At 61.5% G+C, this 19,644-nt stretch carries 20 protein-coding genes and 1 pseudogene; 5 read left to right on the forward strand and 16 right to left on the reverse strand.

From position 1 onward, the window contains the following. Positions 1–160: 160 nt before the first annotated feature. On the forward strand, positions 161–433 hold the full coding sequence (locus KY379_RS03520; protein WP_261239114.1) for a type II toxin-antitoxin system HicB family antitoxin: 273 nt from the start codon (positions 161–163) through the stop codon (positions 431–433). Between the two features lie 3 nt (positions 434–436). On the opposite strand, the gene KY379_RS03525 is transcribed toward KY379_RS03520, so the two are convergent. Continuing rightward, positions 437–1,543, reverse strand: coding sequence for an NADH:flavin oxidoreductase/NADH oxidase (locus tag KY379_RS03525; protein WP_133326137.1), 1,107 nt, complete (start codon positions 1,541–1,543; stop codon positions 437–439). Positions 1,544–1,851: 308 nt separating this feature from the next. After that, positions 1,852–2,244, reverse strand: a pseudogene (locus tag KY379_RS03530) (single-stranded-DNA-specific exonuclease RecJ); the annotation flags it as partial. A gap of 696 nt (positions 2,245–2,940) precedes the next feature. On the opposite strand from KY379_RS03530, the gene KY379_RS03535 reads away from it, so the two are divergent. Further along, complete coding sequence (locus tag KY379_RS03535; RefSeq protein WP_261238984.1) at positions 2,941–3,282, forward strand: hypothetical protein; 342 nt, start codon at positions 2,941–2,943, stop codon at positions 3,280–3,282. Positions 3,283–3,351: 69 nt separating this feature from the next. Here the strand turns inward: KY379_RS03535 and recJ are convergent, their stop codons facing one another. Together recJ and KY379_RS03545 are read right to left on the reverse strand one after the other, a co-directional pair. Further along, positions 3,352–5,061 (reverse strand): single-stranded-DNA-specific exonuclease RecJ, encoded by a 1,710-nt coding sequence (gene recJ, locus KY379_RS03540; protein ID WP_261238985.1) that lies wholly within the window; start codon positions 5,059–5,061, stop codon positions 3,352–3,354. 30 nt (positions 5,062–5,091) lie between these two features. Next, positions 5,092–5,634, reverse strand: coding sequence for a YaeQ family protein (locus KY379_RS03545; protein ID WP_133326142.1), 543 nt, complete (start codon positions 5,632–5,634; stop codon positions 5,092–5,094). Between the two features lie 132 nt (positions 5,635–5,766). Here KY379_RS03545 and KY379_RS03550 point away from each other — a divergent pair, with 132 nt between their 5' ends. Together KY379_RS03550 and KY379_RS03555 are read left to right on the forward strand one after the other, a co-directional pair. Further along, entirely contained in the window at positions 5,767–6,966 is a 1,200-nt protein-coding gene (locus KY379_RS03550; protein WP_196172833.1) for a CaiB/BaiF CoA transferase family protein, read from the forward strand. 8 nt (positions 6,967–6,974) lie between these two features. Continuing rightward, positions 6,975–7,847 (forward strand): TIGR02285 family protein, encoded by an 873-nt coding sequence (locus KY379_RS03555; protein ID WP_261238989.1) that lies wholly within the window; start codon positions 6,975–6,977, stop codon positions 7,845–7,847. A gap of 143 nt (positions 7,848–7,990) precedes the next feature. On the opposite strand, the gene KY379_RS03560 is transcribed toward KY379_RS03555, so the two are convergent. The 6 genes from KY379_RS03560 to xerD all read right to left on the reverse strand — a co-directional run bounded on the left by KY379_RS03560 (position 7,991) and on the right by xerD (position 13,665). Further along, positions 7,991–8,272 (reverse strand): DUF3509 domain-containing protein, encoded by a 282-nt coding sequence (locus KY379_RS03560; protein ID WP_133326148.1) that lies wholly within the window; start codon positions 8,270–8,272, stop codon positions 7,991–7,993. 79 nt (positions 8,273–8,351) lie between these two features. Next, entirely contained in the window at positions 8,352–8,759 is a 408-nt protein-coding gene (locus KY379_RS03565) for a histidine kinase (protein WP_261238991.1), read from the reverse strand. A 133-nt stretch (positions 8,760–8,892) separates the two neighbouring features. Then, positions 8,893–10,302 (reverse strand): threonine synthase, encoded by a 1,410-nt coding sequence (gene thrC / locus KY379_RS03570; RefSeq protein WP_133326152.1) that lies wholly within the window; start codon positions 10,300–10,302, stop codon positions 8,893–8,895. A 163-nt stretch (positions 10,303–10,465) separates the two neighbouring features. Continuing rightward, complete coding sequence (locus KY379_RS03575) at positions 10,466–11,770, reverse strand: homoserine dehydrogenase (RefSeq protein WP_133326154.1); 1,305 nt, start codon at positions 11,768–11,770, stop codon at positions 10,466–10,468. Positions 11,771–11,852: 82 nt separating this feature from the next. Continuing rightward, on the reverse strand, positions 11,853–12,614 hold the full coding sequence (locus KY379_RS03580) for a DsbC family protein (RefSeq protein WP_133326156.1): 762 nt from the start codon (positions 12,612–12,614) through the stop codon (positions 11,853–11,855). Positions 12,615–12,768: 154 nt separating this feature from the next. After that, positions 12,769–13,665, reverse strand: a complete 897-nt coding sequence (gene xerD / locus KY379_RS03585) for a site-specific tyrosine recombinase XerD (protein ID WP_133326158.1) — start codon at positions 13,663–13,665, stop codon at positions 12,769–12,771. Positions 13,666–13,733: 68 nt separating this feature from the next. Here xerD and KY379_RS03590 point away from each other — a divergent pair, with 68 nt between their 5' ends. Further along, positions 13,734–15,560 (forward strand): cation:proton antiporter, encoded by a 1,827-nt coding sequence (locus KY379_RS03590; protein WP_261238992.1) that lies wholly within the window; start codon positions 13,734–13,736, stop codon positions 15,558–15,560. 2 nt (positions 15,561–15,562) lie between these two features. Here the strand turns inward: KY379_RS03590 and KY379_RS03595 are convergent, their stop codons facing one another. From KY379_RS03595 to ffh, 6 genes are all read right to left on the reverse strand, one after another. Continuing rightward, a complete protein-coding gene (locus KY379_RS03595; RefSeq protein WP_133326162.1) occupies positions 15,563–15,970 on the reverse strand; it encodes an acyl-CoA thioesterase in 408 nt (135 codons plus the stop codon). A 95-nt stretch (positions 15,971–16,065) separates the two neighbouring features. Then, positions 16,066–16,416 carry a 50S ribosomal protein L19 gene (gene rplS / locus KY379_RS03600; RefSeq protein ID WP_008094487.1) on the reverse strand — a complete coding sequence of 117 codons (351 nt, stop codon included), beginning with the start codon at positions 16,414–16,416 and terminating at the stop codon, positions 16,066–16,068. A gap of 42 nt (positions 16,417–16,458) precedes the next feature. After that, positions 16,459–17,211, reverse strand: coding sequence for a tRNA (guanosine(37)-N1)-methyltransferase TrmD (gene trmD, locus KY379_RS03605; protein WP_133326164.1), 753 nt, complete (start codon positions 17,209–17,211; stop codon positions 16,459–16,461). Positions 17,212–17,214: 3 nt separating this feature from the next. Then, the gene (gene rimM / locus KY379_RS03610; protein WP_133326166.1) at positions 17,215–17,751 is read right to left on the reverse strand and encodes a ribosome maturation factor RimM; all 537 of its coding nucleotides are present in this window, start codon (positions 17,749–17,751) and stop codon (positions 17,215–17,217) included. Between the two features lie 5 nt (positions 17,752–17,756). Then, the gene (gene rpsP, locus KY379_RS03615; protein ID WP_003259424.1) at positions 17,757–18,008 is read right to left on the reverse strand and encodes a 30S ribosomal protein S16; all 252 of its coding nucleotides are present in this window, start codon (positions 18,006–18,008) and stop codon (positions 17,757–17,759) included. A gap of 232 nt (positions 18,009–18,240) precedes the next feature. Continuing rightward, complete coding sequence (ffh, locus tag KY379_RS03620; RefSeq protein ID WP_133326168.1) at positions 18,241–19,617, reverse strand: signal recognition particle protein; 1,377 nt, start codon at positions 19,615–19,617, stop codon at positions 18,241–18,243. Positions 19,618–19,644 lie beyond the last annotated feature (27 nt).

Genomic DNA, 19,644 nt, shown 5'->3' on the forward strand with positions numbered 1-19,644 from the left:
GTGTGGTGTCACTCACGACCGCGACATTAACGCGGCGAGGAACATTCTCGCGGTCGGGCATGGCCGTCTACCTGTAGAAATCCCCGTTCTTTAGGGCGGGGAGGACGTCAAGACCTACCGCGGCTATGCCGCTCGTATTGAATACAGTGACGAAGACCAGCTGTTGATCGGCCATGTTGCCGGCATCCGTGACGTGATCGGTTTCCATGGCGAATCGGTCCGTGAGTTGCGTCAAGCGTTCGAGGAGGCTGTCGATGACTATCTTGAAACGCGCAAACGGCTCAGGCGCGAGCCCCAAAAAGCGTACTCCGGCAAATTGAGTCTGCGCCTCGAATCCACTCTTCACGCCAGCGTGGCAGCCAAGGCCGAACTGGCAGAGAAGAGCATCAATCAGTGGGTAAGTGACATCCCCAGCCAAGCATCCTACACCTGAGCATCAGTCCCGCAAATCCGACTCATGAATCGGGTTCGCCCGGCTGGTCGCCCGCTGATACTGCGCCGGCCAGGTTGCCTTGTTGCCACCCAGGTCATCATCGGCATGCAGCGGCCAATAAGGGTCGCGCAGCAGTTCCCGGGCGAGGAAGATCACATCTGCCTGACCCGTTCGCAGAATGTGTTCGGCTTGGGCAGGTTCGGTGATCATGCCCACGGTACCGGTGGCAATTTCCGACTCCTTGCGCACGCGCTCGGCGAAGCGGGTCTGGTAGCCCGGGCCAGTGGGGATCTCGGCATTGACCGAGGTGCCACCGGAGGATACGTCGATCAAATCGACGCCGAGCACACGTAGCCGACGCGCCAGTTCGACGGTTTCATCCGGATTCCAGCCATCCTCGACCCAATCGGTGGCCGACACGCGCACCAACAGCGGTAGCTCCTGTGGCCAGACCTTGCGCACCGCCTCGGTCACCTCCAGGGTCAAGCGGATGCGGTTCTCGAAGCAGCTACCGTATTCGTCGCGGCGCTGGTTGCTCAGCGGCGAGAGGAACTGGTGCAGCAGGTAGCCATGCGCGGCGTGGATCTCCACCACCTTGAAACCGGCCTTCAGGGCCCGCTCGGTGGCTGCGACGAATGATTCGACGATACCTTCGATGTCGTCCTTACTGAGTTCCCGCGGAGGCGTGTGTTGTGGGTCGAAAGCAATCTTCGACGGCCCGACGGGTTGCCATCCGCCCTCTTCGACCTTGACGCTGCCGTGCTTGCCCAGCCACGGCCGGTAGGTACTGGCCTTGCGCCCGGCATGGGCCAGCTGGATGCCGGGCACGGCGCCCTGAGCGGTGATGAAGCGGGTGATGCGTTGCAACGGGGCGATCTGGTCGTCATTCCACAGGCCAAGGTCTTCGGCGGTGATCCGTCCGTCATCGGTCACCGCAACCGCCTCGGTGAAGACCAGGCCGGCACCACCCACAGCGCGGCTGCCCAAGTGAACGAGATGCCAGTCGTTGGCCAAGCCATCGACGGCGGAATACTGGCACATCGGCGAAACGGCGATGCGGTTGGGCAGTGTCAGCTGACGCAGGGTGTAAGGCTCGAGCAGCAGGCTCATGAGGGCACCTCCCAGGGACTCCAATGGTGATCCGGCCGGGCTCATGCGCGATCCTGGCCCGGTTCCGGTCAATATTCAGACTAGACCAGATTGGGTGGGGGAAAGGTTCCATGGGATTGGTGGGAGAGGATTGCGCAGGGGGCGTGCGCTGCAGATTTGTGGTGTTACACAAATCGAGCGCCGCCCACGCGGCGCATCGCGAGCTGCGCCCGCGAAAGGGCCGGCCCAGCAACCCGAAATCTATCAGGAAAGAGGGTAAGGAATTACCAAGTTGGTCTTCACCCAACTTGTAATATTCGTTGCGCAGGTCACCGCGCCTCGATATGCGCAATCATCAACTGCACACTCTCATTCCCACGAAACTCGTTCACATCCAGCTTGTACGCAAGCTCCACCCAACGCACCGTCGGATTCGGCCACACGTCGCGGTCGATGCCGAAGGCGATGCCATCCAGCCGCACCGAGCCGCACTCGCTCTTGAGCACGACCTTGAGGTGTCGCTCCCCCACCACGCGCTGCTCCACCAACTGGAACACGCCATGGAACAACGGCTCGGGGAAGTGCTGCCCCCAAGGCCCGGCATGGCGCAGGGCCTTGGCCAGGTCGAGGTGGAATTCCTCCACCGCCAGGGTGCCATCCGACAACAGGCGGCCGGTGAGATCCTCTTCGCGCAACTGGCGACGGACCTCCTCATCGAAGGCTTCGACAACCGTCGGGAAATATTTTTTAACTTCTTCCTCGTCTTGCCGGGACGGTGAGTATAAACAACTGCTTACAGCCCTCTGCGATGCAGGCAAATATCAAATACCGATTCCTACAACGTGCTACCACGCATTGTACCTTCAAAAGAGAAATGCACTTCAATCACTAGTACCGTTTGCTGATCGCCTGCGGGGCTCTCAAAGGTTAAATTTGACGCACAAGCCTCCGACCTAGAAAAGAACACACGAACATCGGAACTAGCCAAACATGCTTAACAGAACAGAAACACCAAACCTGAAAATACTAGACAACGCACTGGACAACATACAACAACAGAGACTCGCTGATTGCTTGAGGCACTCATATTGGAGGCTAGACTGGCCGGTAACATCTACTCCATTCTCACGTCCTTGCTGGCACTTTTTCATCGCTGGGACCAACAGAAACGCATGCGAGTCATGCGAAACCAATAAATACCTCTTATGCTAACCCTCAGCTCTTGGTTGAAAACCTTACTCTCCATGGATGTCCGAGACCAAGTAAAGGCACTGGTTCTTAGCGGCTTTCTTTTTATGCTTATAACCCCTCTTATTCTGATCAGCTGGGAGCGCCCCCCTACCGCCTCGAAAGAATTATGGTCTCACCTACCAGTTTCGATCGTCTCAGAAGTAGAAACATGGAACGATGATAATTCGATGCTTACCTTCATCACCGCATATACAGACCCCGATCAAAATCGACATACAGAAAGAGTATATATTAAAAAAGAGGACTATCCTGCATTAGAGATCACGTCAGCCGCACCGCTATATGCAAACATATCAGAATCGGATGATCTATTCATTATTGAATCCCTCATCACAGGCACCAATACTATCGTATACGACCAAAAACTAAGAAAGCTCATCGTCGAAATCAACAACCAGAAGACACTTGAGTCCACTGCCTTCTTTTTGACTATCGGCCTTTTGATGTTTATCGGAGCAGCAGCACTGCATTATATAAACAAGCGGCATACACATATCAGGCGAAGATAGCGGTGCGACCATGGACTATCCAAAACGCTCCAGTCACAGACCAAAGCGCAATAATTTGTCGCAGAACTGTCACCGCGCCTCAATATGCGCAATCATCAACTGCACACTCTCATTCCCACGAAACTCGTTCACATCCAGCTTGTATGCAAGCTCCACCCAACGCACCGTCGGATTCGGCCACACGTCGCGGTCGATGCCGAAGGCGATGCCATCCAGCCGCACCGAGCCGCACTCGCTCTTGAGCACGACCTTGAGGTGTCGCTCCCCCACCACGCGCTGCTCCACCAACTGGAACACGCCATGGAACAACGGCTCGGGGAAGTGCTGCCCCCAAGGCCCGGCATGGCGCAGGGCCTTGGCCAGGTCGAGGTGGAATTCCTCCACCGCCAGGGTGCCATCCGACAACAGGCGGCCGGTGAGATCCTCTTCGCGCAACTGGCGACGGACCTCCTCATCGAAGGCCGCGGCAAACGCCGGGAAGTTACCCTCCGGCAGCGACAGGCCGGCGGCCATGGCGTGCCCGCCGAACTTGCTGATCAATTGCGGATGACGCGCTGCCACCGCATCCAGCGCATCGCGAATATGAAAGCCCGGCACTGAACGCGCCGAGCCCTTGAGCATGCCGTCGCCGGCGTCGGCAAACGCGATGGTCGGTCGGTGATAACGCTCTTTCAGGCGCGAAGCCAGGATACCGATGACACCTTGGTGCCAGTCGGCGTCGAACAGGCACAGGCCGTAAGGCATCGACTCCACCGGCAGATCCTTGAGCTGCGCCAGCGCCTCGCGCTGCATGCCCTGCTCGATCGACTTGCGGTCCTGGTTCAGGTCATCCAGCTGCTGGGCCATGTCTTGGGCCAGGGCCGCGTCCTCGCACAACAAGCACTCGATGCCCAGGCTCATGTCGTCCAGGCGCCCGGCCGCATTCAGCCGCGGGCCGAGAATGAAGCCTAGGTCAGTCGAGGTGATGCGCCGGTGGTCGCGGCGCGCCACTTCAAGGATTGCTTTCAACCCCGGTCGCGCGCGGCCGGCACGGATGCGTTCGAGCCCTTGGTGCACGAGGATGCGGTTGTTGGCATCCAGCGGTACCACGTCGGCGACGCTGCCCAGGGCGACCAAGTCGAGCAGCTCGCCGATGTTCGGCTGCGCCTGGGTTTCATACCGACCCAGGCTGCGCAAGCGCGCACGCAGGGCCATGAGCACGTAGAAGATCACCCCGACTCCGGCCAGCGACTTGCTCGGAAACGCGCAGCCCGGCTGGTTGGGGTTGACGATGGCGTCGGCAGCAGGCAACTGAGCACCAGGCAGGTGGTGGTCGGTGACCAATACCTTGAGCCCGGCAGCCTTGGCCGCCGCCACGCCCTCGACGCTGGAAATGCCGTTGTCCACGGTCACCAGCAACTGCGGCTGGCGTTGCAGCGCCACCTCGACGATTTCCGGGGTCAGGCCGTAGCCGTACTCGAAACGGTTGGGCACCAGGTAATCGACATGGGCCGCGCCCAGCAGGCGCAGGCCGAGCACGCCGACCGTGCTGGCAGTAGCGCCATCGGCGTCGAAATCGCCGACGATGAGGATGCGCTGGCGCTGGTCAAGGGCCTCGACCAGCAGGTCGACCGCGGCCTCGATGCCCTTGAGCTGCTGATACGGCAGCAGCCGCGCCAGGCTCTTGTCCAGTTCGGCCTCGGACTGCACGCCACGGGCGGCATACAGGCGGGTTAGCAGGGGTGGCAGATTACCCAGCGATGGCAGGGTCGGTGGCAACGGACGGGGTTCGATACGCATGGGATCTTCGGCAGTCGGCTATCGATCGGTTCAGCCACGCTCGCCGAGCAGCCACTGAAGCTGCACTTCGTGCTGGCCACGGTCGTCGGTGACGAACAGGGTGCCTTCGCTGATCATGACATCCCACTTGATGGTACGTGGCATGTCGGTGGCCAGTACTTCCAGCACCTCCTGCGGGACAGCGGCGATGCTCAGGTTCTTCAGGCCCTTGACTGCCCCGACGACCTTGCCCTCCCACACCCGCAGGCTGCCGTATGCCAGCAGGCTGGTACGTTCAGTGCGGCGCGAACACCAGGTGAGGCGCTCGGCGTCTGGCTGGCCGACTTCGATCCAGTGCAGGATGCGGTCATCCAGGCTCTTTTCCCACAATGCCGCCTCGTCGACATCCGACAGGCCACGGCCGAACGACAGATTCTCGTTATACCAAAGGGCGTAGGCCAGCAAACGCACAGCCATGCGCTCTTCGGTTTCCGACGGGTGACGGGCAATGGTCTGCCGGACGTTTTCGTACACACCGCGATCGAGATCGGTCAGGTTCAGTTCGAATTTATAGGTGGTGGACGGCTGGGCCATGGTCGACGGGCTTCTTGCGCAAAGAAAAGTGACACAGTCTAACCGATCCTGATGTTCGTTGCGCCGAGGGAGTACCTGCCACCTCAGACCTATGATAAAACCTCGGGTCTGACCAGTCGCCACGGATGTCTCATGTCTACCCCCAGCAAACCACTCGCCGGCCTCAAGGTCGTCGAACTCGGCACCTTGATCGCCGGCCCCTTCGCTTCGCGCATTTGCGCCGAATTCGGTGCCGAGGTGATCAAGGTCGAGTCCCCCGACGGCGGCGACCCGCTGCGCAAATGGCGCAAGTTGTACGAGGGCACATCGCTGTGGTGGTTCGTGCAGGCCCGTAACAAGCAATCGCTCACCCTCAATCTCAAGCATCCCGAAGGCCGCGAGATTCTCAAGCGCCTGTTGGCAGAGGCCGACATCCTGATCGAAAATTTCCGACCTGGCGTGCTGGAAAAGCTCGGCCTGGGCTGGGATGTCCTGCATGCGCTCAATCCGCGCCTGGTCATGGTGCGTCTGTCCGGCTTCGGCCAGACCGGACCGATGAAGGATCAGCCAGGCTTCGGCGCGGTCGGCGAGTCAATGGGCGGCCTGCGCTACATCACCGGCTTCGAGGATCGGCCGCCGGTGCGCACCGGCATTTCCATCGGCGACTCGATTGCTGCCTTGTGGGGCGTGATCGGCGCGCTGATGGCATTGCGTCATCGCGAGGTCAACGGTGGTCAAGGCCAGGTGGTGGACGTGGCCCTGTATGAAGCGATCTTCGCCATGATGGAAAGCATGGTCCCCGAGTTCGACGTATTCGGTTTCATCCGGGAGCGCACCGGTAACATCATGCCAGGCATCACCCCCTCCTCTATCCACACCAGTGCCGATGGCAAGCACGTGCAGATCGGCGCCAACGGCGATGCGATCTTCAAGCGTTTCATGCATGCCATCGGTCGCCCTGACCTGGCCGACGACCCAGCTCTGGCCAGCAACGATGGCCGTGACGCACGCCGGGACGAGCTGTATGGCGTGATCGACCGTTGGGCCAACAGCCTGCCGTTGCAGCAACTGATGCAGATCCTCGGCGCCGCCGAGGTGCCGGCCAGCCGCATCTACTCGGCCGAAGACATGTTCAGCGACCCGCAATTCCTGGCCCGAGAAATGTTCCTCCAGGCCAAGTTGCCGGACGGCAAGCCGTTCAAGATGCCGGGCATCGTACCCAAGCTCTCGGACACGCCAGGTTCGGCCGAGTGGGTCGGACCGACACTGGGCGAGCATACCGACCGCCTGCTGGCCGGCCTGGGTTACGACGCCAGTGCCATTGCCAATCTCCGCGCAGCAGGCACGGTCTGACCGCGCCCATGCCCTCCGCACGCCGGGGCCGGCCACTGCTCGCGTTATGCGCCTTGTTGCTGGCCCTGACCCTGCAACCGGTTGCCGCGAAGGAACGGCTGATCTGGCTGGTACGCGATCTGCCCCCGTTCACCATCTTCGATGGCAGCGAAAAAGGCCAAGGCGTGATCGACCAGCTATTACCCCTGCTGATCGAGCAGATGCCTGAGTACGATCACCGTATCGTCAGGGTCAACCGTGCCCGCGGCCTGCAGATGCTCCAGGCCGGCCATTTCGTCTGCGATCCGACGCTGCTCTGGACTGCCGAGCGAGCGCGTTACGTGCAGTACTCGGTACCCGCCCTGGGAGCGCTGAGCAGTGGCTTGGTGGTCCACAAGCACAATGCGAACAGGCTCAAGGCCTTCAGTAACGGTAGCGAAGTCGACCTCCAGGGCTTGCTCACGCAAACGCCACTCAAACTCGGCATCGTGGCCGAGCGCAGCTATGGCACGCAGATCGACGACATGATCAGCAACCTCCCCGATTCGGCGCTCAACCGTCATTACGGCAACGACGCCACCGCCAGCCTGCTGCAGATGCAACAGCTGGGGCGCCTGCAACTGGTCCTAGGCTATTGGCCGGAAATGCGCTACCTGATCCAGCAGCACGGCGGTTCACCAGACGACTATCGCTTCTACCCAATCCAGGGAGTCAAACGCTTCCAGTTCCTCCACGTAGGCTGTGCCAACACCACACTGGGACGCGCCGCTATAGCGCATATCGACCAGTTGTTGCCGACCCTGCGGCGCGAGACCTTGCCGTTGCTCTACGCGAACTGGCTCGACCCGGAGTTACGTGAGGATTATCTGCAGCAGAGCCGGCAGTTTTTCACCGACCCCTGATCGCCGAACTGCGAAAAAAAGAAACCCCGGGCTGGGAAAATGTGCCCGGGGTCAACCGAAAGCCTTCTCGGGCTTCCCAAGACTCTCTACCGACGCCGGAGCTGTGCGTGGGCAGATAGCCTCTGCTGAATCTGATGACGCGCTCAGGCAAAGGTTCCCTGAGGCTGCCGGCACTGTTGCAAAGCCGCGATCACACAGGGTTGCAGACGACCCTCGGCAATCTGCAGGTCGCGGTGCAGGCCATCGACCAGGTCGACGAGCAAGCGCTGCTCCTGCAACTGACGCAGGCTGACAGTGCGCTGCAAGGTCACGCTGCCAAGCGTGTCATACACGGTCAATTGACGGTTGCCGCCGGCATCCACGGGGCCGAGTCGGGTCTGATAAGGGCTCAGCGCTTCGTTGAGCAGTCTGCAGATTCTTTCCATCCGGATCACTCGCTGCGTGGTGGGATATACAGGCATTGACCAGCAAGCGCAGCGGAAAGTTCTTCAAACTGCGCCTGTCTCAATGAGCATGCTGGCTCGACATGACCGTTTGAATACGCTCCAGAGCCTGTTGCCAGCGCCGCATCGGCAGCGGCCACGACAACTCGGCCAGTACCTTGAAACCCCGCATGCGAGCCTGCCCCGCCGGGCTTTCCCGGTCGTCGTCACCCCTGCTGCCGACGAACAGCAGAGCCGGCACCTGATGACTGTCGGTAAGTCGCTCGAACAACACCTGGGTCGTGGCCGGAGCCAGACCCGCATCGAGGATCAGCAGATCGGCGACACGTTCGCGCGCCAGGCAGGCTTGGAGATCGGCAAGATCGCGGGTGACGCGCACGTCGAAGATGCCCAGGGCATTGCAGGCTTGGTGCAGGAGGATCTGGTGCGAAGGGCGAGCTTGATGAAGCAATACATAGGGCCTGGGCATGAGCCGCTCCCGACAGGAAGGATCGACCGCACACTAAGCGAGGCGGCCAGCGCCCGATATCAGACATTTCTGAAAGTGCTGACCGGCGAACATTGGGGCCGCGCATTGCGCGCCGGCCCCATGCCCAGGGGTGTTACAACGGTTTGCCGCGATTGCCGTGCTGGCTGACGAAGGCCTGGACGGCCTTGAGGTCGTTGGCCAGGACCGTGCAGCGCTCCTCGCGGCTGAACAGGTCGCTCATGTGCACAGGCAACTCCAGCGCCTTGCCGACACCGGCCTTCTCCACCGCTTCGGGGAACTTGACCGGATGCGCGGTACCCAGCACCACCATCGGCGTGTCCAGGCTGCGGCGGCACTCGCGGGCGGCCTTGACGCCGATCGCGGTGTGCGGATCGAGCACTTCACCAGTACTGGCGAAGACTTCGGCGATGGTCTCGCAAGTCTGCTCATCGCTGACGGCCAGCGAATCGAACAGCTTGCGCGCTTCGGTCCAGCGGTCCTGTTCGACGCTGAAGCCGCCACCTTGCTTGAAGGTCGCCATCAGTTCGGCCAATGCGGCGCCATTGCGACCGTGAAGGTCGAACAGCAGACGCTCGAAGTTGGACGAAACCATGATGTCCATCGACGGCGAGAGGGTCGCGTGCAGGGTTTCCTTGACGTACTGGTTGCCGCTCATGAAGCGGTGCAGGATGTCGTTGCGGTTGGTCGCGACCACCAACTGGCTGATCGGCAGGCCCATGTTGCGCGCCAGGTAACCGGCGAAGATGTCGCCGAAGTTGCCGGTCGGCACCGAGAAGGCCACCGAGCGGGCCGGGCCACCGAGCTGCAGCGCAGCGTGGAAGTAGTAGACGATCTGGGCCATGATCCGCGCCCAGTTGATCGAATTGACGGCCACCAGGCGGGTGCCCTTGAGGAACGACTGGTCGGCGAAGCTGGCCTTGACCATTTCCTGGCAGTCGTCGAAGTTGCCTTCGATGGCGATGTTGTGGATGTTGTCGCCGAAGATGGTGGTCATCTGGCGGCGCTGTACCTCCGACACACGCTGGTGCGGATGCAGGATGAAGATGTCGACGTTGTCGCAACGACGGCAGCCTTCGATGGCGGCCGAGCCGGTGTCACCGCTGGTGGCGCCGATGATCACCACGCGCTCGTTGCGCTTGACCAAAACGTGGTCGAGCAGACGGCCGAGCAATTGCAGGGCGAAGTCCTTGAACGCCAGGGTCGGACCGTGGAACAGCTCCATGACCCATTCGTTGCCGTTGAGCTGGCGCAGCGGCGCCACGGCGGCGTGGGCGAACTCGCCGTAGGTCTCTTCGAGGATTTTCTTGAAGTCGGCGTCGGCGATGCTGCCTTCGACGAACGGGCGCATCACTCGGAAGGCCAGTTCGTGATACGGCAGGCCTGCCCAGGAGGCGATTTCTTCCTGGGTGAAACGTGGCAGGTTCTCAGGGACGTAGAGGCCACCATCGCTGGCGAGGCCGGCCAGCAGGACGTCTTCGAAATTCAGGGCCGGTGCCTGGCCGCGGGTACTGATATAGCGCATGGGTGCGAACCTTTGGTTTGAGCAGCAAGCTGCAAGCTACAAGAAAAAAGCCGATTGGCGCTGCTCTCGTGCTCCGCATCTCATCCTTGCCGCAAATTTACTCTCTTCGAAGCTTCAACACCGAACTGCCTTTACTTGCAGCTTGCGGCTTGAAGCTTGCCACTTAGTTGAGCTGTTCGACGCGAATGCGCACGACCTTGCCGACCACGTCCTGCAGGGCTTCCAGGGCGACGATGGCGTCGTCGATACCCTGCTCGACCACGCGGTGGGTCAGCAGAATCATCGGCACCAGCCCGTCCTGTTCCTCGGCTTCCTTCTGCATGATCGATTCGATGTTGATACCACGCTCGGACAGGATGCTCGCCACCTGGGCCAGCACGCCAGGATGATCCTTGGCCTGGATACGCAGGTAGTAGGCGCTCTCGCAGGCTTCGATCGGCAGGATCGGGTGCGCCGACAGCGAATCGGGCTGGAAGGCCAGGTGCGGTACGCGGTTTTCCGGATCGGAAGTCATGGCGCGAACCACGTCGACCAGGTCGGCGACCACCGACGAAGCGGTCGGCTCCATGCCGGCACCGGCGCCGTAGTAAAGGGTCGAACCCGCAGCATCGCCGTTGACCATCACGGCGTTCATCACGCCATTGACGTTGGCGATCAGGCGATCGCTCGGGATCAGGGTCGGGTGCACACGCAGCTCGATACCCTCGGCGGTACGACGCGCCACGCCCAGGTGCTTGATGCGATAGCCCAGGGCCTCGGCGTAGTTCACATCAGCGGTGGTCAGCTGAGTGATGCCTTCGGTGTAGGCCTTTTCGAACTGCAGAGGAATTCCGAAGGCGATCGAGGCCAGGATGGTCAGCTTGTGCGCGGCGTCGATGCCCTCGACATCGAAAGTCGGATCGGCTTCGGCATAACCCAGGGCCTGGGCCTCGGCCAGCACGTCAGGGAAGGCACGGCCTTTCTCGCGCATTTCGGTGAGGATGAAGTTACCGGTGCCGTTGATGATACCGGCCAGCCAGTTGATGCGGTTAGCCGACAGGCCTTCGCGGATCGCCTTGATCACCGGGATGCCACCGGCCACAGCGGCTTCGAAGGCAACGATCACGCCCTTCTCGCGAGCCTTGGCGAAGATCTCGTTGCCGTGTACGGCGATCAGCGCCTTGTTGGCGGTGACCACGTGCTTGCCGTTCTCGATGGCCTTGAGGACCAGGTCGCGGGCGATGGTGTAGCCACCGATCAGCTCGATGACGATATCGATCTCCGGGTTGCTCGCGACTTCGAACACATCAGCGGTAATGGGGGTACCGGTAATCTGGCAGTTCGGGTTCTGCGAGCGCATGGCAATCTGTGCCACTTCAATACCGCGCCCGGCACGCCGGGCAATCTCCTCGGCGTTGCGCTGAAGTACATTGAAGGTTCCGCCACCGACGGTCCCCAACCCACAGATGCCTACTTTGACCGGTTTCACTGTGAACTCCCCATTGTACGGCCGGCGCCTTCGCCGACCGTGAAACATGCCGTCACCCCATGACGACGGCGCATTGAATTGATTACTTGGCGGCTTGCGCCTGGCCGGCCAGGGCCAGCTTGGCCACCTGTGGCGCCGGCTGGTAGCCCGGAATCACCTGACCGCTTTCGAGGACGATCGCCGGCGTGCCGTTGACGCCGATCGACTGACCCAGCTGGAATTGCTTGCCAACCGGATTGGCGCACTTGGCCGCCTTGATTTCCTTGCCATCGATCATTTTGTCCAGCGCCGCGCGGCGATCGCTGGAGCACCACACTGCCTGCAACTGCTCGTCACCCGGCGAGCCCAGCCCCTGGCGCGGGAAGGCGACATAGCGCACTTCGATACCACGGCGGTTGAGCTCCGGCACTTCGGCGTGCAGCTTGTGGCAGTAAGGACAGGTGGTGTCGGTGAAGACGGTGATGTGCGACTTGGTTTCGCCCTTGGCAGGATAAACCACCATCTCGGCCGCTGGAATGCCGTTGATGAGCTTGGCGATACCTTGGCGTTCGGTTTTTTCGGTGAGGTTGACTGGCTTGCCGTCCTGGATCTGGAACAGGTAGCCCTGCATCACGAACTGGCCATCGGCGCTGGCATAGAGCACACGACCGCCCTGCAGCTTGACTTCGTACAGGCCACTGACCGGGCTGCTGCCGACGCTTTCCACCGGAACTTCGAGTTCGAGGTTTTGCAATGACTTGCGAATCGCCTGCTCGGCACCGCTATTGACGTCGCTGGCCGCGGCAACGGCGAAAGTACTGGCCAGCGCCAAGGCGGCGGCGGCGAAAAATGGGGTCACGCGCATGGGGAACTCCTGAGGGCGGACAGGGGCCGGAGGGTGTCGCCGGCAAACGAACCGTGGCGACCGTGCGGCCCTTGATGCAAACCGCCCAAGACTACCACATCAGGCCAGGGTTGAAGGGGCTTGCAGGTACCGGTCGGCGGAACATGAAAATGATTCATCCACGAGGATGGTGTTGGGCGTGCAGTTGTTGCAGGCGCGCCTTGGCGACATGGGTGTATATCTGCGTCGTCGACAGATCGCTGTGCCCCAACAACATCTGCACCACGCGCAGGTCGGCGCCATGGTTGAGCAGATGGGTGGCGAAGGCGTGGCGCAAGGTGTGCGGCGACAGCGGTTTGTCGATGCCGGCGACCCGGGCCTGGTGCTTGATGCGGTGCCAGAAGGTCTGCCGGGTCATTTGCTCGCCGCGCTGACTGGGGAACAGCACGTCGCTGGGGCGGCCGTTGAGCAACTCGGCACGTCCGTCGCGCAGGTAGCGTTCCACCCAGGTGACCGCCTCTTCGCCCATGGGCACCAGGCGCTCCTTGCTGCCCTTGCCCATCACGCGCAGCACGCCCTGGCGCAGGTTGACCTGATCGAGGGTCAGGCTGACCAGCTCGGTCACGCGCAGACCGCAGGCGTACAGCACCTCGAGCATCGCGCGGTCGCGCTGGCCGATGGCTTCGGCCAGATCCGGGGCCTGCAGCAACGCCTCGACATCGGCCTCGGACAACGACTTGGGCAAGGGGCGACCCAACTGAGGCATGTCCACCAGCAGGGTCGGGTCGACCCCAATCAGCTTTTCACGCAGCAAATAGCGAAAGAAGCCACGCAGACCGGAGATGAACCGGGCGGTCGAGCGTGGCTTGTAGCCCTGGTCGACGCGCCAGGCGAGATGATCGAGGATCAGCTCGCGCCCGGCATCGGGGAGCACCACATCGCGCTCCTGCAGCCAACCGTTGAACAATGCCAGGTCACTGCGATAGGAAGCCCGGGTATTGTCGGAGAGGCCTTTTTCAAGCCATAGGGCATCGAGAAACTGGTCGATCAGGGGGTGGTCGAGTGCGGGCATGGAAACTCGGTGGCAAACATCGGAATGGCGCTTAGTCTTTCATAACATCATCGGTAGAGGGAGCCCCTATGAGCGAGCAACAGATTCTCCTGAGCGTCGGTGGTATCGGCGCTGCCGCCTTGGCCTGCCAGTGGCTGGCCTGGCGCCTGAAGCTACCGGCGATCCTGTTCCTGCTGCTGGCCGGCATCATTGCCGGCCCTGCCCTGGGCTGGCTCGACCCGCAGGCGCTGTTCGGCCCGCTGCTGATGCCCCTGGTATCGCTGGCGGTGGCCCTGATCCTGTTCGAGGGCAGTTTGACCCTGCACCTGTCGCAATGGCGCGAAATCGGCAGCGTGGTACACCGCATGGTGACCCTGGGCGCGCTGGCGACCTGGCTGGTCATCGCCTTGGCCACCCGCTGGTTGTTGGGTTTCGACTGGCCCCTGGCAATCCTCTTCGGCACCTTGACCCTGGTCACCGGCCCCACGGTGATCGTACCGATGCTGCGAGTGGTAAGGCCGAATGCGACCATCGCCAACATCCTGCGCTGGGAAGGCATCATGATCGACCCGATCGGTGCGCTGCTCGCGGTGGTGGTCTACAGCTTCATCATCGCCAGCGGCGACGGCAACGGTCTGAGTCAGAGCCTTGGCACCTTCGCCGGAGTGATCGTCGCCGGCTGCGCCCTCGGCGCGGCGGGCGGCTGGTTGCTCGGGCAGATCATGCGTGAGCAATGGCTGCCCGAATACCTGCACAACCTGGCCTCGCTGGCGGCAGTGCTGGGAATCTTCATCGCAGCCAACCAGATCGTCCATGAATCCGGGCTGCTGGCGGTCACGGTCATGGGCATGTGGCTGGCCAACATGCCGGGCGTGGATGTGCGGCAGATCCTGCACTTCAAGGAAAACCTCAGCGTGCTGTTGATCTCCGGGTTGTTCATTTTACTGGCGGCCCGCCTCGACCTGAACGCGATGTTCGAACTGGGCCCCGCGGTGCTGGCACTGCTGCTGGTCATCCAGTTGCTGGCGAGGCCACTCAATGTGTTGCTGTCGACCCTGGGCTCCTCACTGAACTGGCGAGAACGCGCGCTGCTGGCCTGGATCGCCCCACGGGGCATCGTGGCAGCGGCGGTATCGGCGATCTTCGCCATTCGCCTGCATGAGGCCGGCCACGAAGATGCGCTGCTGCTGGTGCCACTGACCTTCGCCGTGATCATTGGCACCGTGGTCCTGCAAAGCGCCACGGCCCGCCCTCTGGCACGCCTGCTCAAGGTCGCCGAGCCTGCACCGAGTGGCTTTCTCATCGTCGGCGCCAACCGACCGGCGCGGATTCTCGGTAAAGCCTTGCAGCAACTGGACTGCCGCGTGCTGTTGACCGACTCGAGCTGGGAGAACATTCGCGCAGCCCGCATGGAAGGGCTGCCGACGTACTTTGGCAATCCCGCCTCGCAACATGCCGACGCCCATCTGGACCTGGTCGGCCTTGGGCATCTGCTGGGCCTGTCGCCGGCTGGGGAGATCAATACCCTGGCGTGCGCTCGCTTTCGCCACGATTTCGGCGCCGGGAGGCTGTACGTGCTGGCCAGCGGCCTGGAAAAGAAGCGCAGCGACAAGCACCGGGCCAGCGCGGAACATCGCGGCCAACTGCTGGGCGACCGACCGATGACCTACCAGCAACTGGCCAATCATCTGCATCAAGGTGCCGAAGTCTATAGCACCACCCTGAGCGACGCGTTCGACTGGCAGGACTATCAGGCGCTGCACGGCGAGCGGGCACATCTGTTGTTTGCCCGGGACAGCCATGGTTGGGTGCATGTCTCGACACCTGACACCCCACTTCGCCCTCAACCCGGCTGGACCCTGGTGGCGCTGATCGAACCTGTGCCCGCCGACCTGGCGACTGGCGTCGAGCAATGACCTCAGTCTTGCGGCAACACCGGCACCGGTCGTTTGTCCTCGTCGATGGCGACGAAGCTGAACACCCCATGGATCGCCCGCTCGCAGCCATCGAGGTACATGTTCTCGACAAACACATCGACCTGCACCTGCAAACTGGTGTTGCCCACTTTGATAACGCTGCCCACCAGCTCGACGATCGAACCCGCCGGAATCGGATGCTTGAAGTCGATCCGGTCGGTGGACACGGTCACCAGCGGCAGGCGGCAGAAGCGCGTGGCGGCGATGAACGAGACTTCGTCCATCCAGGCCAGGGCGGTGCCGCCGAACAAGGTGTTGTGGTGGTTGGTGGTGTTGGGGAACACCGCCTTGGTCACGCGGGTCACCGATAGTTCGGTGCGGCGCTGGATTTCCTGGTCTCGACTGGTCATGACACTCACCTATTCACGGATTTCAAAACGCAAAAAAGCAGCCCGAAGGCTGCTTTTTTCTCGCTAGGCGGCCTCGGCCACCGGGCAAACTGCACTCAGGACAGTTTTTCCTTGATGCGAGCGGCTTTGCCGGACAGGTCGCGCAGGTAGTACAGCTTGGCTTTACGCACGTCACCACGACGTTTCACGGCCAGGCTGTCGATCTGCGGGCTGTAGGTCTGGAAGGTACGCTCTACGCCAACGCCGCTGGAGATCTTGCGCACGGTGAAGGCGCTGTTCAGACCACGGTTACGCTTGGCGATAACGACGCCTTCGAACGCCTGCAGACGGGAACGCTCACCTTCCTTCACTTTAACCTGGACGACGATGGTGTCGCCTGGTGCGAAGGTCGGGATTTCCTTGCTCATCTGCTCGGCTTCGAGCTGCTGGATGATCTTGTTGGTCATGCTGTGCTCCTAAGATGGATACGTGATCCACCATCGATACGTTTAACTATCGTCCCGCTCGCGGAGATATTCCTCAAGCAGCTTCTTCTCTTCTCCAGAAAGCGAGCGACTTTCCAGAAGATCGGCGCGTCGTTCGAAGGTCCTACCAAGGGACTGCTTCATCCTCCAACGCCGGATGTGTGCATGGTTGCCACTTAGCAACACGTCGGGAACGCGCTGATCCGCATACACCTCAGGTCGGGTGTAGTGCGGGCAATCGAGCAGACCGTCGGTGAAGGAATCTTCCTCCGCCGAGTCCACATGCCCTAAAGCTCCGGGCAGCAGCCGCGTAACCGCATCGATCAGTACCATGGCCGGCAGCTCGCCACCGGAAAGCACATAGTCGCCAATCGACCACTCCTCATCGACATGAGCCTCGATAAAGCGCTCATCGATGCCTTCATAACGACCGGCGATCAGGATCAACGATTCCTGTTCGGCCAGGTCTTTGACCGCTTGCTGAGTCAGCTTGCGGCCTTGCGGGGAAAGGTAGATCACCTTCGCCGCAGCTCCGGTCGCTTGCCTGGCGCTAACCAAGGCATCTTCCAGAGGCTTGATCTTCATCACCATGCCCGGACCACCGCCAAACGGCCGATCATCCACGGTGTGGTGGCGATCTGTGGTGTAGTCCCGCGGGTTCCAGCAAGTCACCTGAAGCAACCCCTGTTTCACCGCGCGGCTGGTAATGCCGTACTCCGTGATGGCCGAGAACATCTCGGGAAACAACGTGATGACGTCTACGCGAAGGTTACCCATCGATTAGAAGTCCGCGTCCCACTCAACCCGCATCACGCCTGCTTCCAGGTCGACTGCCAGCACGCATTGCTCCGTATAGGGCAACAGACGCTCGCGATCATCCAGGCTGCCTGCGCAGGGCTTGACCACCATTACATCGTTCGCGCCGGTCTCCAACAGGTGATCGACCTTGCCGAACAGCTGTTCGTCCTGGTTGATGACCTTCAGACCCACCAACTGGTACCAGTAGTACTCGTCAGCGGCCAGGTTGGGCAAAAGGCTCCGCGGAATGCAGATTTCGTAACCGCTCAGAAGACGAGCTTCATCGCGATCGTCGAGGCCTTTCAGTTTAACGACCAGGCCCTTTTGGGAACCTCGACCGTTGACCAGCTCGACCTGCTTTACCTTGCCTTCGTGCCGAAGCGTCCAGCGTGGATAATCCAACAGGTTTTCAATCGGATCGGTAAAGGAATACACCTTCACCTCGCCGCGAACGCCGTGAACCGAAAAAATCTTGCCAACGACGATGAGGTCGTCAGCCTTTTCTGGCGTCGCGTTCATACTGCTCAGGCGGCAGCCTTGGCAGCGTCCTTCAGCAGCTGAGCAACACGCTCAGACGGCTGCGCGCCCTGGCTCAGCCAGTAGTTGACGCGTTCCTGGTTGACCGACAGCTTGACTTCGGCGCCAGCAGCGATCGGGTTGAAGAAACCTACGCGCTCAACGAAACGGCCGTCACGGGCGTTACGCGAGTTGGTCACGGTCAGGTGGTAGAAAGGGCGCTTTTTCGAGCCGCCACGGGCCAGACGAATGGTTACCATGTGAACATCGTTCCTATAGTCGGTGCTGCAAAACTGAATGCCAAATAGGCACACGGGTGCCCAAAAGGCCGCATATTCTCAGGGAATACACGGACATTTGCAAATGCCTTTTTCGCCAGGGCCCTACCCTGACGTTCAGTCTTGCCGGTTGCGCCGCGCAATCACGCGGCCGTTAACCCGCCGCAGCGGGGTTACAGGCGCCCGCCGGTAAAGGCCGGCGCCCGAAATCGGGTCACATCTTCGGCATGCCGCCGCCCGGCAGCATTCCGCCCAGGCCGCGCATCATCTTGGCCATGCCGCCTTTGGCAGAAAACTTCTTCATCATTTTCTGCATCTGCTTGTGCTGCTTGATCAGGCGACCGATGTCCTGCACCTGGGTGCCGGAACCCAGCGCGATCCGGCGTTTGCGCGAACCGCTGATCAGGTCGGGATCGCGGCGCTCGGCCGGGGTCATCGAGTTGATGATCGCTTCCATCTGCTTGAACTGTTTTTCGGCAGCGCCCTGGGCGTTGCCCATCTGCGACAGGTTGACCCCACCGATGCTCGGCAGCTTGTCCATCAAGCCGCCCAGACCACCCATGTTCTTCATTTGTTGCAACTGGTCGCGGAAGTCTTCGAGGTCGAAGCCCTTGCCCTTCTTGAGCTTCTTGGCCAGTTTGTCGGCCTTGGCCTTGTCGATGGTCTGCTCGGCCTGCTCGATCAGGCTGAGCACATCGCCCATGCCGAGGATGCGCGAGGCGACGCGGTCGGGGTGGAACGGCTCGAGGGCCTCGGTCTTCTCACCCATACCGATGAACTTGATCGGCTTGCCGGTGATGGCGCGCACCGACAATGCGGCACCGCCACGGGCGTCGCCGTCGACCTTGGTCAGCACCACGCCGGTCAGCGGCAGGGCTTCGCCGAACGCCTTGGCGGTGTTGGCGGCATCCTGACCGGTCATGGCATCGACCACGAACAGGGTCTCGATCGGCTTGACCGCAGCATGCAACGCCTTGATCTCGTCCATCATGTCGGCATCGATGTGCAGACGACCGGCGGTGTCGACGATGACCACGTCGATGAACTTCAGCTTGGCCTCACGGATGGCCGCCTCGGCGATGGCCACCGGCTTCTGGCTGATATCGGACGGGAAGAAGGTCACACCGATATCGTTGGCCAGGGTTTCCAGCTGTTTGATCGCGGCTGGGCGATAGACGTCAGCCGACACCACCATGACGCTCTTCTTCTTGCGCTCCTTGAGGAAGCGCGCGAGCTTGCCGGCGGTGGTGGTCTTACCGGCGCCCTGCAGGCCGGCCATCAGCACCACGGCGGGTGGTGCGGCATTGAGCGCGAGGTCTTCGTTGGCCGCGCCCATGAGGCTTTCCAGCTCGGCCTGGACGATCTTCACGAATGCCTGGCCCGGCGTCAGGCTGCGCGAGACCTCGGTGCCGACCGCACGCTCCTTGACGCTGTTGACGAAATCCTTGACCACCGGCAGCGCCACGTCGGCTTCGAGCAGGGCCATGCGCACTTCGCGCAGCGTGTCCTTGATGTTGTCTTCGGTCAGCTTGGCCTTGCCGGTGACATGGCGCAGCGTCTGTGACAGGCGGTCGGTCAGGTTTTCGAACATGGTGATCCTTTCAGGCCCAGAAAAGCC

The sequence above is a fragment of the Pseudomonas sp. HD6422 genome (genome assembly GCF_025377065.1).
GTDB classification, from domain to species: Bacteria; Pseudomonadota; Gammaproteobacteria; order Pseudomonadales; family Pseudomonadaceae; genus Aquipseudomonas; species Aquipseudomonas putida_U.

Excerpts from the sequence above, each read along its gene's own strand:
- rpsP (WP_003259424.1), bottom strand. The coding sequence starts at position 18,008 with ATGGTAACCATTCGTCTGGCCCGTGGCGGCTCGAAAAAGCGCCCTTTC.
- KY379_RS03595 (WP_133326162.1), bottom strand. The coding sequence starts at position 15,970 with ATGACCAGTCGAGACCAGGAAATCCAGCGCCGCACCGAACTATCGGTG.
- KY379_RS03590 (WP_261238992.1), top strand. The coding sequence starts at position 13,734 with ATGAGCGAGCAACAGATTCTCCTGAGCGTCGGTGGTATCGGCGCTGCC.
- KY379_RS03560 (WP_133326148.1), bottom strand. The coding sequence starts at position 8,272 with ATGGAAAGAATCTGCAGACTGCTCAACGAAGCGCTGAGCCCTTATCAG.
- KY379_RS03565 (WP_261238991.1), bottom strand. The coding sequence starts at position 8,759 with ATGCCCAGGCCCTATGTATTGCTTCATCAAGCTCGCCCTTCGCACCAG.
- xerD (WP_133326158.1), bottom strand. The coding sequence starts at position 13,665 with ATGCCCGCACTCGACCACCCCCTGATCGACCAGTTTCTCGATGCCCTA.
- KY379_RS03525 (WP_133326137.1), bottom strand. The coding sequence starts at position 1,543 with ATGAGCCTGCTGCTCGAGCCTTACACCCTGCGTCAGCTGACACTGCCC.
- rplS (WP_008094487.1), bottom strand. The coding sequence starts at position 16,416 with ATGACCAACAAGATCATCCAGCAGCTCGAAGCCGAGCAGATGAGCAAG.
- trmD (WP_133326164.1), bottom strand. The coding sequence starts at position 17,211 with ATGGGTAACCTTCGCGTAGACGTCATCACGTTGTTTCCCGAGATGTTC.
- KY379_RS03580 (WP_133326156.1), bottom strand. The coding sequence starts at position 12,614 with ATGCGCGTGACCCCATTTTTCGCCGCCGCCGCCTTGGCGCTGGCCAGT.
- KY379_RS03555 (WP_261238989.1), top strand. The coding sequence starts at position 6,975 with ATGCCCTCCGCACGCCGGGGCCGGCCACTGCTCGCGTTATGCGCCTTG.
- recJ (WP_261238985.1), bottom strand. The coding sequence starts at position 5,061 with ATGCGTATCGAACCCCGTCCGTTGCCACCGACCCTGCCATCGCTGGGT.
- KY379_RS03550 (WP_196172833.1), top strand. The coding sequence starts at position 5,767 with ATGTCTACCCCCAGCAAACCACTCGCCGGCCTCAAGGTCGTCGAACTC.
- rimM (WP_133326166.1), bottom strand. The coding sequence starts at position 17,751 with ATGAACGCGACGCCAGAAAAGGCTGACGACCTCATCGTCGTTGGCAAG.
- KY379_RS03545 (WP_133326142.1), bottom strand. The coding sequence starts at position 5,634 with ATGGCCCAGCCGTCCACCACCTATAAATTCGAACTGAACCTGACCGAT.
- thrC (WP_133326152.1), bottom strand. The coding sequence starts at position 10,302 with ATGCGCTATATCAGTACCCGCGGCCAGGCACCGGCCCTGAATTTCGAA.
- KY379_RS03535 (WP_261238984.1), top strand. The coding sequence starts at position 2,941 with ATGCTTACCTTCATCACCGCATATACAGACCCCGATCAAAATCGACAT.
- ffh (WP_133326168.1), bottom strand. The coding sequence starts at position 19,617 with ATGTTCGAAAACCTGACCGACCGCCTGTCACAGACGCTGCGCCATGTC.